We start from the raw sequence: 15,041 nt of genomic DNA, 5'->3' as shown, positions 1-15,041 counted from the left end.
GGCGCTCGAGTTCTGAGTACGACGAAGATGCGCGCGGGCGCGACCCGCAGAAAGGCCTGACCGTGCTCTGGAGCCTGCTGGTCCGTTATCTCAAGCCGGCGTGGCCGCTGCTGATCGGTGTGATCGTCTTCCAGTTGGGGCAGTCGATCGCGTCCCTGCTGTTGCCCACGCTGAGCGCCGACATCATCGACAACGGCGTCGTGACCGGCGACATCCCGTACATCTGGTCCGTGGGGGCGCTGATGCTCGGCATCACCGTCGTGCAGGTCGTGTGCGCGATCATCGCCGTGTACTTCGGATCGAAGCTCGCGATGGGAATGGGGCGCGACATCCGCGCCGCCCTGTTCGAGCGGGTTGTGAGCTTTTCGCAGCGCGAGGTCGGACAGTTCGGCACGCCGTCGTTGATCACCCGCAACACGAACGACGTCCAGCAGGTGCAGATGCTCGTGCAGGTCACGGCGACCCTGATGGTCGCGGCGCCCATCCTCGCGATCGGCGGGGTCGTCTTGGCGGTGCGCCAGGATGTCGGGCTGTCGTGGTTGATGGCGGTCAGCATCCCCGTCCTGCTGATCGTCGTGAGCCTCATCATCGTGCGGATGGTGCCCTACTTCCAGCTCATGCAGACGCGGATCGATCGCATCAATCAGGTCATGCGCGAACAACTGACCGGCATCCGAGTGATCCGTGCGTTCGTGCGTGAGGACGAGGAGCGGGCCCGCTTCCGAAGCGGCAGCGAGGGTGTTGCCGAGACCGGGCTGCGTGCCGGCAACCTGATGGCCCTGATGTTTCCGGCGATCATGCTCGTCATGAATGTCTCGGGCGTCGCGGTCATCTGGTTCGGGGCCTTCCAGATCCAGGCCGGGGATGCCGAGATCGGAACCCTCTTCGCCTTCTTGCAATACCTGATGCAGATTCTCATGGGCGTCATGATGGCCACATTCATGTTCGTGATGATCCCGCGCGCGGCGGTGAGTGCGAACCGGATCGGCGAGGTGCTGGCGACGGACTCGTCGGTCGTCACGGCCGCTTCGCCGGTGCGGCCGCACGCGTTCCGTGCAGACATCGACTTCGACGGCGTCGAGTTCTCGTACCCGGGAGCCGACGAGCCGGTGCTGAAGAACATCACCTTCCGCGTCGCCGCGGGCACCACGACCGCGATCATCGGATCGACCGGAGCGGGCAAGTCCACGCTGATCGGGCTCGTACCGAGGCTCTTCGACGCCACGGCGGGCACGGTTCGGGTGGGCGGCGTCGATGTGCGCGAGTGGGATCCGGACGAACTGTGGGCGCGGATCGGGTTGATGCCCCAGCGCGCATTCCTGTTCTCGGGCACGGTCGCGTCGAACCTGCGATACGGCAACGCGGATGCTACGGACGACGATCTCTGGCATGCCCTCGAGATCGCCCAGGGGCGGGAGTTCGTCGCCGAGATGCCACTCGGGCTCGAGGAGCCGATCGCGCAGGGCGGGACGAACGTCTCGGGTGGGCAGCGCCAGCGCCTGGCGATCGCGCGGGCGCTCGTCAAACGGCCCGACATCTACATCTTCGACGACTCGTTCTCGGCGCTGGATGTCGCAACGGATGCCACGCTCCGTGCCGCTCTCACAAAACACGTGCCAGACGCGACACGCCTTGTCGTCGCCCAGCGGGTCAGCACGGTGCGGGACGCCGACCAGATCGTCGTGATCGACCACGGCCAGATCGTCGGGCTCGGCACGCACACGGAACTTCTCGAGACGAGCGAGACGTATCGCGAGATCGTCGAATCTCAGGAGAGCGTGGAGGCCTCGGCATGAGCGATCGCAACGCGTCGGCCGCGACCCCGCCGCCCGCGCCCCGCGGCCCGATGGGCGGCCGCGGGCCCATGGGCGGGATGGGTATGCCGGTCGCGAAGCCGCAGAACTTCGGGGCCTCGGCAAAGCGTCTCCTCGGCTCGCTCCGGCAGGACCGGGCGCTGCTCGTCTTCGTGATCGTGCTCGGTGTATTGAGCGTCGGACTGAGCGTGACGGGTCCGAAGCTGCTCGGCGAGGCCACGAACATCGTCTTCGCGGGATTCACGTCGCTGCAGTTCCCCTCGGGCACGACGCAGCAACAGGTGATCGACCAGCTCGTCGCCGCGGGGCAGACCGAACAAGCCGACATGCTGCGGTCGATGACCTTCGTTCCGGGCGCGGGAGTCGACTTCGTCCAGCTGAGCCAGGTCCTCCTGCTCGTCCTCGCGGTCTATGTCTTCGCCAGCGTCTTCGCGCTGTTCCAGGCGCGCATCCTGAACGGCGTCGTCCAGCGCGCGATGCACCGTCTGCGGATGCAGGTCGAGGACAAGATCCACCGGTTGCCGCTCAGCTACTTCGACCGGGTTCAGCGGGGTGACCTGCTGAGCCGTGTCACGAACGACGTCGACAACATCGGTCAGTCCCTGCAGCAGACGCTGTCGCAGGTCATCACGTCACTGCTCACCGTCATCGGCGTCCTGCTCATGATGTTCCTGATCTCGCCGGTTCTGGCCCTGATCGCGCTCGTCACGATCCCGCTGACGATCGTCATCACCGTGCTCGTCGCGCGGCGCTCGCAGAAACTGTTCGTCGAGCAGTGGAAACAGACAGGCATCCTGAACGCGCGCGTCGAAGAGACGTACTCGGGTCACGCGCTCGTGAAGGTCTACGGTCACCAGCGCGAGGTCGAGGCCGCGTTCGCGGACGAGAACACGCGCGTCTACCGCGCGAGCTTCGGTGCCCAGTTCATCTCGGGCATCATCATGCCGGCGATGACCTTCGTCGGAAACCTCGTGTACGTCGCGATCGCCGTGGTCGGTGGACTGCAGGTAGCCGCGGGCATCATCTCGATCGGTGATGTGCAGGCATTCATCCAGTACTCGCGCCAGTTCAGCCAGCCGCTCAGCCAGCTGGGGTCGATGGCGAACCTGCTGCAGTCCGGAGTGGCGAGCGCGGAGCGGGTCTTCGAACTCCTCGACGAGGACGAGGAGGAGCCCGATCCCGAGGCGGCCGAGTCGGTACCCGAAGACGCCGGTCTGCTGGAGTTCCAGGATGTCTCGTTCCGGTACGTCCCCGACACCGCGCTGATCGAGGGGCTGAACCTCACGGCTCGCCCCGGCAGCACGGTCGCGATCGTCGGGCCGACGGGCGCAGGCAAGACGACGCTCGTCAACCTGATCATGCGCTTCTATGACGTGGACGAGGGCTCGATCGCCCTGGGGACCTCGCCGGCTGACGCCGTGGACACCCGACGGATGTCGCGCGACGACCTGCGTTCACGGACGGGCATGGTGCTGCAGGACACGTGGCTGTTCGCCGGGACGATTCGCGACAACATCCTGTACGGCCGGCCGGAGGCTACCGAAGAAGAGATGGTGGCCGCAGCATCCGCCGCCTATGTCGACCGCTTCGTGCACGCGCTGCCGGATGGCTACGACACCCAGCTCGACGACGAGGCCACCAACCTCAGCGTGGGGGAGCGGCAGCTCGTCACGATCGCGCGCGCCTTTCTCGCCGACCCGCGCCTGCTGATCCTCGACGAGGCGACGTCGTCGGTCGACACACGCACCGAGGTGCTGATTCAGCGCGCCATGTCGAAGCTCCGCGAGAACCGCACAGCTTTCGTGATCGCGCACCGGTTGTCGACGATTCGCGACGCCGACGTGATCGTCGTCATGGAGCACGGCTCGATCGTCGAGCAGGGCAACCACGCGGAACTGCTCGCCGCGAAGGGCGCCTATTGGCGCCTCTACAACGCCCAGTTCAACGCGCCGATGAGCGAAGAGACCGTCCAGAACCCCGTCACGGGTGCTGTCGAGATCATCGCCGAAGACGTCGTGCCGGAGCAGTCCGGCGCCTAGGTGACCGAGGAGGTCATACGACGGAGCCGCCGATCCACAGGCCGAACCCGGCCATCAGGGTGGTGACGACGAGCACGCCGAGCCCATTGAGGGCGCCCGCGAGCCACTTGCGCTCTTGCAGCAGGCGCACGGTTTCGAAGCTGGCCGTCGAGAAGGTCGTATAGCCGCCGAGGAATCCGGCTCCGACAACGGCGTACCAACCATCCGAAACCAGATGGCCGGCGGCGAATCCGGCGACGAACCCCAGTGCGAGCGATCCGGTCACATTGATGATGATCGTGGCCAACGGGATCCGTCCCGAAACGCGGGTTCGGATGATCCCGTCGAGCAGTAGTCGAGATGCCGCGCCCAGTCCGCCGGCGACGGCGACGGCGACGAATACGAGCGGAGTCATCGGGCGCCCCCGTTCGGCATGTGTGGCGTTCGGCGATGCGCGGCGGCGGCGAGAGCGATCCCGGCCCATGTCGCGGCGGCTCCGACGATAACCGTCCCGATGCCATAGGCAGCTCCAGCGCCGATCGAACCGGACCCGAGCAGGCGTGCCGAATCGAGTGCGAGGGCGCTGTACGTCGTGAACCCGCCCATGACGCCGGTACCGAGCAGCAACCGCAGGCGTTGGCGTCCGCCGCGATCGGGGCCGCGACGAACGAGCGACTCGAGCAGCACACCCAGAAGCAGAGCTCCGGTGATGTTGATGCCGAAAATGGCATACGGGATGCCGTCGAGGGGAGGAAAAGCCAGGCTGAGCGCTTCACGGGCGGCGGTGCCGAGCGTTCCGCCGGCGAAAACGAGCAGCAGCGCGCCGGGGCGCAGATGGATCGGGCGAGATGCCCCGCTCGGTGTCTCCGCCGCATCGAGGTCGGGGTCGAGGGGAAGATCCTCGTCGTTCCCATTCATGCGTCTCCTCACGTCCTTCTCGGGCTATCGTCGCAGAAGGCCGCGACCCAGGAGGACGCGACGGCGTGGAACACAGGCGCCGGGGAGCAAAGGAGCACCATGACATTCGCGTTCGGCATCTTCGACTCGTTCGACCTGGGTACCGGCACACCCGGCGAGGTGATCGACGCGCGCCTGACACTCGCGGTCGAGGCCGAGCGTCTCGGTTTCGCCCACTACCACGCGACCGAACATCACGGCACGGACCTCTCGGTCATCCCGTCGCCGAACCTCTTCCTGGCCGCCCTCAGCCAGCGGACCGACCGAATGCGGATCGGCGCGATGGTCTACGTTCTCCCCGCTTACGAACCCCTTCGACTCGCCGAAGAGGTGGCGGTCGTCGATAACCTGAGCGCCGGACGAATCGACCTGGGTATCGGCAGCGGGATCAGCCCGATCGAGCTGGGATACTTCGGCGTTGCGGGTGACGACGCTCGAGGCATCTACGACAGAAGCCTCGTCGCGCTGCTCGAGGCGTGGACGACCGGGGTGCTGAAGCATCCGGAAGATCCCGAGCGTGAACCAGCCACACTGTCGGTGTTGCCGGTGCAGCGCCCGTACCCGCCCCTCTGGTACGCGTCGAGCAATCCACGTACGGCCGAGTGGGCCGGCCGCAATGCCATCAACTTCCTCGGACGGTGGAACGCCGGCGAGTTCGTAGAAACGGTCGAGACGTACTGGGCCGCCTGGCGTGATTCTCAGGATGACGCGACACGTCTGAACGCTCACGTCAGGATGCCTCGCGTCGGCCCGACGATGTCCGTGCTGATCGGTTCGAACGATGCCGAGGCCGAGGACCGCTTTCTGGCCGCCCAGGAGTTCTTCGCGACCCGGGTATTGAAGTTGTGGCACGATCGCGGGATCACGGGGTTCGACGGCGCTTTCGACGGGACCGTCATGCTTGAGCGCGGCACGGCCATCGTGGGGAGTGCCGGTAGTGTGCGCGACCAGCTCATCGCCCAGCTTGATCAGATGGACGCAAACATGATCGAGGCGCAGTTGTATCAGGGAGATATGGGACTGGAAGAGAGCCTCGCAAATCTGCGAGCGTTCGCCGGTCTGATGCCGGGCATTCGCGACCACATGGGCTCGAGAGGAATCGCCGGATGAACCCCGTGCATGCGGAGACCGACGTCGTCTACAGCGAGGCATCCGGTCGCGCGCTCCGATGCGATCTGCACTGGCCGGTGTCCGGATCGGGTGCTGTGTTGCCTGTGCCCATTGCGATTTATCTGCACGGTGGGGGCTGGGCCCGCGGGTCACGCGCAGACCGGGCCGAGGAGCGGCTCGTCGCGGTCGCAGCTGCGGGCATCGCGATCGCCTCGATCGAGTACCGGCTGTCGGACGAAGCGCAGTGGCCGGCACAACTGCACGACGTTCGAGCTGCGTTGGACGCCGTACCCGCCCTCTTTCGCGAACGAGGGGTCGCACTCTCGGGTCGCGTGACGTTGTGGGGATGCTCCGCCGGTGGTCACCTCGCCTTGATGGCCGCCCTGGTCGCCGCCGAGCAGTCCACCGGAGGCCCCGATGCCACCCCCGATGCGTGCCCCGATGCAACCGTCGCGTGGTTTCCGCCGACCGATCTGACGTTGATGACGGACGCCCCGGCGTCACCAGGCGCCCGGATGCCCGCGTTCCTGCCACCCGGCGTGGCGGTGCCACCGTTCGAGCGCATGCTGCTCGGGCTGGGAGATGCGAACGACGACACATCCGCGTCGCTCCTGCGTGATGCCAGTCCGATCGCTCACGCGGCGTCGGCTGTCGGCCCCGTCTTGCTGATCCACGGTGACGAGGACGCGCTGATTCCTGCATCCCATTCCGAGGCTCTCCGTGACGCTCTGCTGAGTGCGGATGCTCCGGTGTCGATGCTCCTCGTCCGCGGGGCGACGCACGAGGATCCGTTGTTCGACGACCCGGCGGTCCTCGGTGCGACGGCGGCGCATCTGAAGGGATCGCCCTGATCTCGAGCTAGGCCGTGGGTTCGGGTATGGAAGCTTCCCTCGCGGTGGGCTGATCGTCGAGTCCGCGTCGCAATGCCGCCACGGCTGCACGTTCGCGGTCCATGCCCGAAACCGCTGCGGCCGCGTCGATCCGAGCGAGGAGGTCCCCGGGAACGTCGAGTGCCAGGCGTGACCCGTCGTCGGGACGGCCGCGCACGACGAGCCCGATGATCGGCACGGCGATGGTACCGATCACGTCGATGATCGCGATCACCCCGAAGAACCGCCAGTAGTCGGTGTTGCTGCCGGGGATATCGCCCTCCGTCAGGATCGGCAGCCACAGCATGATCGCGACGATCGCGGCGGCGACGAGCGTGATCGTAAGACCGATGTGAACGATCCGGCGCGTGGACGACGCGGAGCGGAGCAAGAGGTTCGCCTGCGCCAGGGTGACGGCCAGGATCGTCAGGACGCCGAGCGCGCGGAACCAGTCGCTCGTCGATTCGCTGAGGTCGAACCACGACCAGATGAGAACCAGCGCGGGGATGAGTGCCGCAACGCTCGCGGCGATGCCGATGTACCCGACGAGGCGGAACCGGTGAGACGCGATCGCCAGATGACAAAGCGCGGTGAGCCCGAACGCCGCCACGACGAGGGTCGTGAGGAGGATGCGGCCCTGCGTCTCGCCGAAATCGCCGGACAGCAGCGCGACGATTCCCAGCACTCCGGCGAGCAGTAGAGACACGATGACGACAACGATCGCCGCGCGGCGGAGGCCTCGGACGGCGGGTGGGGTGCGGTGGGCGTTCTGGGTTGCGCTCTTCGCGGGGCAAGTCATGACCCCAGGCTACGGCTCGGGCGGGGGATCATCACGTGTGGCGCCGCTGACCCGCTGCACGAGCACAACACTGTCGAGCAGCACGGCATCTGAGCCATCCGGTGCCGTGGTCTCGCGCTCCCGCACCTCGCACAGCAGGGTGCGCCACTGCGTCGCGTCGAGGTGGAGCGCCGCGAGGTCACCCTCGGGCGTCGGGAAGATCGCGTGCTGCACGAACTCGGGCGGCGCCCACTCCGGCGCAGCGGCGTGCCCGACGATGAGCAGCCGCCCGCCCGGCGCGACGAATCCGGTCGCGGCATGCAGGATCCGCTCGCGCGGCAACTCCACGGGGGATTGCAGAAAGGATGCGGTGACCAGGTTGTAGTCGCCGCTGTCGGTGTACGTCGACAGGTCGGCCGCCACGAACGTCGTGCGATCGTGCAGCTCGCGCTCGGCGGCTGCCGTTCGCGCCCGGTCGATCGCGGTGGGCGAGAGGTCCACGCCGGTGGCGTGCCATCCGTTCTCGGCGAGCCAGATCGCGTCTGCGCCCTCGCCGCAGCCGAGATCCAGCGCGCGACCGGGCGCGAGCTCCCCGGCGATCGCGGCGAGCGTCGCGTTGACACGACCCGACCACACCCGGTCGGTGCCGCTGTAGCGCTGCTCCCAGAAATCGATCGGCGCTGGGTTCGTCATGCCGGGACCTCAGAATCCGGGGTGGGCGACAGCTCGCGAGCGGCCTGTTCGACAGCGGTATCGAAGTCCCGGGTGACGAGTGCGGCGTTGACCGCGGCGCCGGCGAACGAGCCCGCGCCCATCGCGACCGGCACGTTCGCGGCCGGACTGACCACGTTTCCCGCGGCCCACACGCTCGGGTTGCTCGTGAGGCCCACCGCGTCGACCGCGATCACGTTGCCCATGGGCCCGTCGACCCGGTCGAGGTTCAGGGGCTCGAGCATCCGGTCATGCGGTTCGGGAGCTCCTCCGGTGAATATCGCGTCGATTTCGACGATCGAGCCATCTTCGAGTCGCACGCCGCGGAGCGTGTCGCCGTTGCCGAGCACCTCGATGACCGCCTGATCGACGATCCGGATGCCTCGCGCACCGAGCCGCGTCCGCGTCTGCTCGTCGAGGGGGCCGGAGAGTCCGGCGAAGAACACCACGTCGTCGCTCCACTGGCGCAACAGCTGCACCTGGTGGAGCGCCATCGGTGAGGTCGCGAGCACGCCCAGGCGTCGGTCGCGCACCTCCCAGCCATGGCAGTACGGGCAGTGCAGGACGTTCGTTCCCCAGTGTTCGGACAGCCCGGAGATATCGGGCAGGCGATCGGTGATGCCGGTGGTGAGAATCAGGCTGCGGGTGCTGTGCGAGGTCCCGTCCTCGGTGGTGACGCTCAGTTGGCCCGATCCCTGTTGGCCCGAAACGTCCTCGACCCGTGTCACCGAGGCATCCGCGAACTCGACTCCGAATGCGGATGCATCGGACCGGCCGGTGCGCAGAAGTTCGGCGGGGTCGATGCCCTCGTGGCCCAGAACGGCGTGCATGTGTGCGGCGAAGCGGTTACGGGGTTGGCCCGCGTCGATGACGAGGACGCGGCGGCGTGCGCGGCCGAGCATGAGGGCGGCGCTGAGGCCAGCGACGCCCCCGCCGATGATGGTCGTGTCCCAGGGTTCGCTCGAAGAGTCGGTGACGGATGTGTGCATGACCCCAGAGTGCAGCTGCGCATGTGAGAATGGCAAACAGTTTTGCAGTATTGGCAAGCAGGAAGAACGTGGGCGATATGGCGGATGGATTGGACCAGGTCGGCGCGCGGTTGCGTGCGGCCCGTCATGCGCACGGGTGGACGCTCGAAGAACTCGCCGCGCGTGCGCAGATGTCGGTGAGCACGCTGTCTCGGCTCGAATCCGGCAAGCGTCAGGCGAGCTTGGAGTTGTTGGTGCCGCTGACCCGTCAGCTCGGGGTGCGGATCGACGATCTGGTGGCCGCGCCGACGGTCGACCCTCGCGTGCAGCGGTCGGTCATTCGCCGGGACGGCATGGTCATCGCTCCGCTTGCGCCCGAGGGGTCGGCCGTGAATACCTACAAGATCACGTACTCACCGGATCCGAACGGATGCTCTGAGTTGCGCGTGCACGATGGCTACGAATGGCTGTACGTGATCGCGGGGCGGTTGCGGCTGCGACTTGGTGAGCAGGATCTTGTGCTGGCGCGGGGCGAGGCGGCGGAGTTCGATACCCGCATCCCGCATGCGATGGGCGCGGCGGGTAACCGTCCCGCGCAGATCATCAGCATCTTCAACGAGGCGGGCGTCCGCATGCACACCCACGGCGCGGCCGCGGAGGTCGACGCGCCCTGAGCCGGTCACCTCGACAGGCTCAGTGACCGCGGGCAGGGTGCTGCAGGTCACTTCGACAAGCTCAGTGACCGAATCCCCTAGAAGGGTGGTGGATCCGTGTTCGGGGTGAAGTGAATGGCCGCGGGTGGTTTGTCGATATAGACGTGGCCGCCGGGTGAGGTCCATTCGAGGATTCCGCCGCCGAGTTGGCGGACTGTCCATGCCGTCTCGCCTTTCAGGACGTGATGGCGTTTGCAGAGGCAGGCGAGGTTGCAGACGGCGGTTTCGCCGCCGAGGGCGTAGTCGAGGGTGTGGTCGCGATCGCACCGGTGCGCCGGTTGCCGACACCCGGGGAACCGGCAGTGCTGATCCCGCGCCCGCAGGAACCGCTTCATATCCGCCGACGGCGTGTACCGATCCACCGCAAGCACACACCCGGTGATCGGGTCCGCCAAGACCCGATCCCACCCGGTCGCGAGTCCCGCGAGCTGGCGGGCGGTCGCGGGATCGATCGGGCAGCGGCCCACGAGCTCTGCGGGCTCGTCCGTCACTCCAGCCAACGCCAACGCAGGCACAGTGACGTTCACGATCGCCTTGATCGCCCCGAGACCTCCAAAGCCGTCCGACATGCCAGCGCCGGTTTCGACGGTGGGAGTTGTCGTGAGGAGCATGTCCGCGACCAGGTCGGCACGGATCTGATCCAGGGTGCGGGTGTCCGTCGGGTCGGCCTTCTTGATCGCCTGGGCCTGCTGGGTGATGCGGTCGTGCATCGCATGAGCCAACACCGCGGGTTGCGTCGAGATGAACTCCGCCATCCCATCGCCCATATCCCGCACACACGCACCCCGCGATGCGCGCGCCTCCTTGTGGCGTTCCGCGAGTGGGCGTGGCTGCAACGACTGCGCGAGCCGCGCCAACGAGGCCCCGAGCCGCCCGGGCGTGGTCCCCTCGGCCCGAATCAGTGCTTCGGCCTCGAACGCCGCTCGCGCTTCCGGGTCGGTGAGGGGCGTGCCGTGTTCCATGATCACCGCAACATGCCCGCCTCCGATCCGACCCTCATCCCACGCCGCGAACGTGGCCGGGAACGACTCCTCCAACACCGCGGCGTCATTCATGCGACGCTGCACGGTCCGGTCGGACAGATTGGCCGCAGCAGCCATTTCTGCCGCCAAAGAACGGAACGGCAACTCCGCCTCGCGGGAGGAGGGGGAGGCGAGTTCCGCGACCCGCTGCATCCCTTCCGCGGCCGCCTCAGCAAAGATGCGGGCCAGCGCGGCTTGCCCTTGTTCGGCTACGCGCACCGCCTCAGCGCACCGGTCCGCGAAGTCCCGATGTTTGGCATCAACACCACGAGTTATCGAATGCATGTTCGAAACTCTACGGATGACCACCGACATCCAGAGCCCGAAAAGTGCCCAAATCATGCCGAAATGACGGCCAAAAGATGAGAGTTCTCACATCTCGAGTCGCCCCGTCAAAACGCGGGCGGATGGCACCGCTGGTCACTTCGACGGGCTCAGTGACCGGCATGCTTCGACAGGCTCAGCGACCGGTCACCTCGACAGGCTCAGTGGCCGCGGGGCATTGCGTCGCCGAAACACCCCGCCTGCGCCCAGACGCCCCGCCCGCGCCCAAACACCCCGCGTCGGGAGGTGTTTCGACGCACAAAGGGTGTTTCGGCCGGGAATGGGTCACACGGCCGAGCGCAGCGCAGCCAGGTGTCGCTCACGCTCACCCGCGTCGATGAACGCAGCCTCGAACGAGGTCTCGATGCATCCGATCAAGACTTCCTGAGACGTTCCGATGTCCTCGAGCGCGGCGAAGTTCGCGCCGATCTGGCCGCCGAAGTAGGCCGGGTCGTCGCTGGAGATGGTGACCGGAACGCCCGCGTCGAGCATCGCGAACAGCGGGTGCCGATCCATCCGGTCCACGGCGCGCAGCGCGACGTTCGATAGCGGGCAGACGTTCACCGGGATCTGCTCGGCGGCGATCCGCTTCAGCAGCTCCGGGTCTTCGACCGCACGCAGTCCGTGGTCGATCCGCTCGACCCGCAGATCGTCGAGCGCCTGACGAACGTACTCGGGGTCGCCCTCTTCGCCCGCGTGACACGTGCGGTGGAGGCCATCCGCAGCGGCGCGCGCGAAGACATCCCGAAACAGCACGGGCGGATAGCCGACCTCGGTCGAATCGAGCCCGACCCCGATGATCATGTCGCGGAACGGCGCGAAGTCGGTCAGCATCTGATCGGCTGCCTCGGCTCCGAGGTCGCGGGTGAAATCGAGGATCATGTCGCACGAGAGGCCCTCGCGTCGGGCATCGGCGAACGCGGCTCCGTAGCCCTCCATGACCGCGGCGAGCGGAACGCCCGCCCCGACGTGCGTCATGGGGTTGAAGAACGACTCGGCGCGGGTCACGCCGTTCTCACGTGCACGGCGCAGGTAGAGCGCAGCGAGGTCGTGGAAGTCTTCGGCGGTGCGCATCACGGCCAGGTTGTCGAAGTAGACGTCGAGGAAGTCCTGCAGTTGCCCGAAGCGATAGCGGGCATCGAGCACGTCAGGATCGTACGTCGGCAGCGGAACGCCGTTGCGGCGCGCGAGCGTCACGAGAAGTTCGGACTCCAGAGCGCCCTCGAGATGCATGTGCAACTCGGCCTTCGGGACCAGCGGCGAGGAGGCGGGATGCGTCACAGTGCTGCCTCGACCTGTGCTGCCTCGACCTGCGCCGCCTCGACCCGTGCCTGCTCGCGGGCCGCGGCGGTGTTCTTCACGCCCGCGCGCGATCCGCGCAGCTTCGCCTGAACGTGCTCGGCGACAGTCACCGGCTCGTAGACCGGCTCCGAGTGCTCGAGCATCGCCGGAAGAGTCCGGATGACGGCATCCGCATTCCAGTCGTGGAAGAAGGCTGCCGAACGACGACGCTTGATCGTGCCGTCGACGATCGGCGGCTTGACGCGGTGCAGGGTCGACATCCATTCGTCGTTCGTGACGCGCGCGGCGATGTCGCCGAGGTTCACGAGCAATGCGCCTTCGGCGGGCATGACGTCGTGCCAGCGGCCATCGCGGCCCAGCACCTGCAGTCCCTCGACCCGGTCGGCCCACAGCACCGTGACCATGCCGTAGTCGGTGTGTTCGCCCATTCCGGTCAGGTCGGCGCCGAGCTCGATGCTGCCCGGGGGGAGCGCGTAGTTGTTCATGCGGAGGACGTTGATCGGATGGTCCGACACGGCGCCGAACACGTCCCGGTCAACGCCGAGCGCGTCCGCGAAGGCATCCTGCAGCGTGTACGCCACCCGCCGCGCCTCGGCGAAGTACGTGGAGACGCGCTCCTCGAAGCCGGGGGTGTCCGGCCAGGTGTTAGCGGCGTAGTCGCCCGTCTCATCGGTGAAGCCGGGGAAATCCGCCTCGGAGCTGCCGATGTTGAAGGCCTCGAAGAAGTCGTTCATGCGGGTGACGGGGTCAACGCCCAGCGAATAGCTCAGCGATTCGCTCTTAGCCTCGATCCACCGATGAGCCTTCGGTGGGTGGCGTCGGTGTGATGGGCGCGGCGTGATCGGCTGCGGGCAGGGGTGAGTTCCGGGCGTCTCATCCCGGTTGTCCACTTCGTTGTCGGTCGTGCCGCTGGTGGCGGCGGTGGTCAGCTGGCCGCGGCCGGTGGTGGTGCGTGCGTCGCGGTGAAGAGTCGGTCGAACGCGGTCTGCCAGGGCCAGACGTCCGGCAGGTGCAGGATGATGCGGCGCGCCGTCCGCGCCAGTCGTGCCGGCACTGAGACGAGGGTGCGGCGAATCGTCGCGGTCGTTGCCCGGGCGAGCCGCCCGCCTCGGTCGGCGATGAGTCCAGCGGTGCGGGTGAGGTTGAATGCGATCACGGCGAGGACGAGCCATGCGCTGTTCGCGGTGAACACTCCCGAGGGCAGGTGAGCGAGCGGGCCCGCCTTCAGGTCCGCGTGAACTTGCTCGATGATCGCGTGCCCGCGGTGGGTCTTGTCCGCCGCGACGGTTCCCATCGTCTGCTTGTCGGTGGTGGTGAAGAACGCGTGGTGCCGGTAGATGTCGAACAGCGTCGGCTGCTCGACCTGCTTGGGGTTCAGGTCCGGGATCCGCCGCACCACCAGTCGCCCTTCAACCCGTTCGGCGATCTTCCGGGAACGGAACGCTGTGAAGGGCACCTCGGCGACCTCTGCCTTCGAGATCCACCGGCCCGTGACCTCGTCACGGATCGCGTTCGGGTACTCGATCGTCTCCCACCCGTCCTCGGGGATCGTCGCGATCGCCGTCTTCACCGCGGGGTCCATCCGAACGGTGACGGACACGTCCGCGCCGGCCTTGATCGCCGTGCCGATGGTGGCGTGTCCGTAGAAAGCGGAGTCCGCCCGCAGCAACGGCCGAACACTGCTGCCCAGGTCCATGCGGCGAAGCGTGGCGAGGGTGTCGGCGACGATCCTGGCCGCGCCTTTCGGGGAACCGGTCTTCCCCTGCCGCAGCCGCTGCCCCACGATCACCGGCGCCGACTGCGATGTCGACGCCGTGGCGAACAGGGCGTTCAGGCCGCGGACGCCGGAGTACCCGAACGACGCGCCCTGCTTCTGGTATCCGTGGACCTCGATGATCGTGTCGTCCAGATCCACCATCACCCGCTCGTCGTTCGACGCCCGCAGCAGCGGCGCGGATTGCGCGACGTTCACCAGGGTCCGTGAGGCGACGGCGTCGAGCTGGCGGACGTGCCCGAACCGGAACTCCCGCAGGAACGAGCCCAGCGTCGACGGCGCATACGTCCGATCGAACAACCGGCCCATCCCGCCATGACGCAGCAGATTCATGTCGTCGATCGAGTCCGCCCCGGCGAGCATCCCCGCCACCAGCGCCATCACCTTGCCGCCCGCGTTCGCACCCTTATCCGACGGGACCGTCAACCGGACCTGCGCGAGCTGATCGAGCCCCGCAGAACGGGCAAGACGGAGCATCGGGACCAGCCCTGCGGCCGACACAAGATTCGGATCATCGAACTTCGCTGACACCGCAGCGGGAGCATGCTTGAATTGCACCTACGAGATGCCTCTCAGACTCGGGAAATAGGATCTTAGACAAGCTCTATTCTTCCTGGTCAGAGGGGCATTTCTGCGTTACGACGCCAACTCAGCAAGCCTCCCCATCGGTGGATCGAGGCT

14 protein-coding genes are annotated in these 15,041 nt (G+C 67.1%); 5 read left to right on the top strand and 9 right to left on the bottom strand.

All coding sequences use genetic code 11. The annotated features are described in order from the left end of the window. Nucleotides 1-62 precede the first annotated feature (62 nt). On the top strand, nucleotides 63-1,796 hold the full coding sequence (locus tag CGU34_RS12800) for an ABC transporter ATP-binding protein (protein ID WP_100814316.1): 1,734 nt from the start codon (nucleotides 63-65) through the stop codon (nucleotides 1,794-1,796). Continuing rightward, nucleotides 1,793-3,853, top strand: coding sequence for an ABC transporter ATP-binding protein (locus CGU34_RS12795; RefSeq protein WP_100814315.1), 2,061 nt, complete (start codon nucleotides 1,793-1,795; stop codon nucleotides 3,851-3,853). Before CGU34_RS12800 ends, CGU34_RS12795 begins: the two co-directional genes overlap by 4 nt. 13 nt (nucleotides 3,854-3,866) lie before the next feature. On the opposite strand, the gene CGU34_RS12790 is transcribed toward CGU34_RS12795, so the two are convergent. Together CGU34_RS12790 and CGU34_RS17020 are read right to left on the bottom strand one after the other, a co-directional pair. Next, on the bottom strand, nucleotides 3,867-4,247 hold the full coding sequence (locus CGU34_RS12790) for a fluoride efflux transporter FluC (protein WP_100814314.1): 381 nt from the start codon (nucleotides 4,245-4,247) through the stop codon (nucleotides 3,867-3,869). Then, nucleotides 4,244-4,750, bottom strand: a complete 507-nt coding sequence (locus CGU34_RS17020; protein ID WP_198517795.1) for a fluoride efflux transporter FluC — start codon at nucleotides 4,748-4,750, stop codon at nucleotides 4,244-4,246. The genes CGU34_RS12790 and CGU34_RS17020 overlap by 4 nt, the downstream gene beginning before the upstream one ends. Before the next feature lie 99 nt (nucleotides 4,751-4,849). On the opposite strand from CGU34_RS17020, the gene CGU34_RS17015 reads away from it, so the two are divergent. Further along, nucleotides 4,850-5,899, top strand: a complete 1,050-nt coding sequence (locus tag CGU34_RS17015; protein ID WP_157811311.1) for an LLM class flavin-dependent oxidoreductase — start codon at nucleotides 4,850-4,852, stop codon at nucleotides 5,897-5,899. Beyond that, entirely contained in the window at nucleotides 5,896-6,750 is an 855-nt protein-coding gene (locus CGU34_RS12780; protein ID WP_100814312.1) for an alpha/beta hydrolase, read from the top strand. Before CGU34_RS17015 ends, CGU34_RS12780 begins: the two co-directional genes overlap by 4 nt. Before the next feature lie 7 nt (nucleotides 6,751-6,757). Here CGU34_RS12780 and CGU34_RS12775 read toward each other — a convergent pair whose 3' ends face one another. The 3 genes from CGU34_RS12775 to CGU34_RS17410 are packed head-to-tail and all read right to left on the bottom strand — an operon-like array spanning nucleotide 6,758 to nucleotide 9,246. Continuing rightward, nucleotides 6,758-7,567: a hypothetical protein gene (locus CGU34_RS12775; RefSeq protein WP_100814311.1), complete on the bottom strand. Its 810-nt coding sequence runs from the start codon at nucleotides 7,565-7,567 to the stop codon at nucleotides 6,758-6,760. Nucleotides 7,568-7,576: 9 nt separating this feature from the next. Beyond that, nucleotides 7,577-8,239 carry a class I SAM-dependent methyltransferase gene (locus CGU34_RS17415; RefSeq protein WP_100814310.1) on the bottom strand — a complete coding sequence of 221 codons (663 nt, stop codon included), beginning with the start codon at nucleotides 8,237-8,239 and terminating at the stop codon, nucleotides 7,577-7,579. Continuing rightward, entirely contained in the window at nucleotides 8,236-9,246 is a 1,011-nt protein-coding gene (locus CGU34_RS17410) for an NAD(P)/FAD-dependent oxidoreductase (protein WP_100814309.1), read from the bottom strand. Before CGU34_RS17410 ends, CGU34_RS17415 begins: the two co-directional genes overlap by 4 nt. 77 nt (nucleotides 9,247-9,323) lie before the next feature. Here CGU34_RS17410 and CGU34_RS12760 point away from each other — a divergent pair, with 77 nt between their 5' ends. After that, the gene (locus CGU34_RS12760) at nucleotides 9,324-9,899 is read left to right on the top strand and encodes a helix-turn-helix domain-containing protein (RefSeq protein WP_100814308.1); all 576 of its coding nucleotides are present in this window, start codon (nucleotides 9,324-9,326) and stop codon (nucleotides 9,897-9,899) included. A gap of 77 nt (nucleotides 9,900-9,976) precedes the next feature. Here the strand turns inward: CGU34_RS12760 and CGU34_RS12755 are convergent, their stop codons facing one another. The 4 genes from CGU34_RS12755 to CGU34_RS12740 form a co-directional block, all read right to left on the bottom strand. After that, nucleotides 9,977-11,245, bottom strand: a complete 1,269-nt coding sequence (locus tag CGU34_RS12755; protein ID WP_157811310.1) for an HNH endonuclease signature motif containing protein — start codon at nucleotides 11,243-11,245, stop codon at nucleotides 9,977-9,979. A 324-nt stretch (nucleotides 11,246-11,569) separates the two neighbouring features. Then, nucleotides 11,570-12,565, bottom strand: a complete 996-nt coding sequence (add, locus tag CGU34_RS12750; RefSeq protein ID WP_232711670.1) for an adenosine deaminase — start codon at nucleotides 12,563-12,565, stop codon at nucleotides 11,570-11,572. Beyond that, nucleotides 12,562-13,320 (bottom strand): isopenicillin N synthase family dioxygenase, encoded by a 759-nt coding sequence (locus CGU34_RS12745; RefSeq protein WP_100814355.1) that lies wholly within the window; start codon nucleotides 13,318-13,320, stop codon nucleotides 12,562-12,564. The genes add and CGU34_RS12745 overlap by 4 nt, the downstream gene beginning before the upstream one ends. Before the next feature lie 191 nt (nucleotides 13,321-13,511). Further along, complete coding sequence (locus CGU34_RS12740) at nucleotides 13,512-14,918, bottom strand: IS1380 family transposase (RefSeq protein ID WP_100810554.1); 1,407 nt, start codon at nucleotides 14,916-14,918, stop codon at nucleotides 13,512-13,514. Between the last annotated feature and the right edge of the window lie 123 nt (nucleotides 14,919-15,041).

The organism is Microbacterium lacus (assembly GCF_002812805.1).
In the GTDB taxonomy this organism is placed as follows: domain Bacteria; phylum Actinomycetota; class Actinomycetes; order Actinomycetales; family Microbacteriaceae; genus Microbacterium; species Microbacterium lacus_A.
Note: the sequence above shows the minus strand (reverse complement) of the source record. Positions and strands in the feature narration are given on the sequence as shown.

Coding starts and splice junctions, on each gene's coding strand:
- CGU34_RS12795 (WP_100814315.1), top strand. CDS start 1,793: ATGAGCGATCGCAACGCGTCGGCCGCGACCCCGCCGCCCGCGCCCCGC.
- CGU34_RS12790 (WP_100814314.1), bottom strand. CDS start 4,247: ATGACTCCGCTCGTATTCGTCGCCGTCGCCGTCGCCGGCGGACTGGGC.
- CGU34_RS17020 (WP_198517795.1), bottom strand. CDS start 4,750: ATGAATGGGAACGACGAGGATCTTCCCCTCGACCCCGACCTCGATGCG.
- CGU34_RS17015 (WP_157811311.1), top strand. CDS start 4,850: ATGACATTCGCGTTCGGCATCTTCGACTCGTTCGACCTGGGTACCGGC.
- CGU34_RS12780 (WP_100814312.1), top strand. CDS start 5,896: ATGAACCCCGTGCATGCGGAGACCGACGTCGTCTACAGCGAGGCATCC.
- CGU34_RS12775 (WP_100814311.1), bottom strand. CDS start 7,567: ATGACTTGCCCCGCGAAGAGCGCAACCCAGAACGCCCACCGCACCCCA.
- CGU34_RS17415 (WP_100814310.1), bottom strand. CDS start 8,239: ATGACGAACCCAGCGCCGATCGATTTCTGGGAGCAGCGCTACAGCGGC.
- CGU34_RS17410 (WP_100814309.1), bottom strand. CDS start 9,246: ATGCACACATCCGTCACCGACTCTTCGAGCGAACCCTGGGACACGACC.
- CGU34_RS12760 (WP_100814308.1), top strand. CDS start 9,324: ATGGCGGATGGATTGGACCAGGTCGGCGCGCGGTTGCGTGCGGCCCGT.
- CGU34_RS12755 (WP_157811310.1), bottom strand. CDS start 11,245: ATGCATTCGATAACTCGTGGTGTTGATGCCAAACATCGGGACTTCGCG.
- CGU34_RS12745 (WP_100814355.1), bottom strand. CDS start 13,320: ATGAACGACTTCTTCGAGGCCTTCAACATCGGCAGCTCCGAGGCGGAT.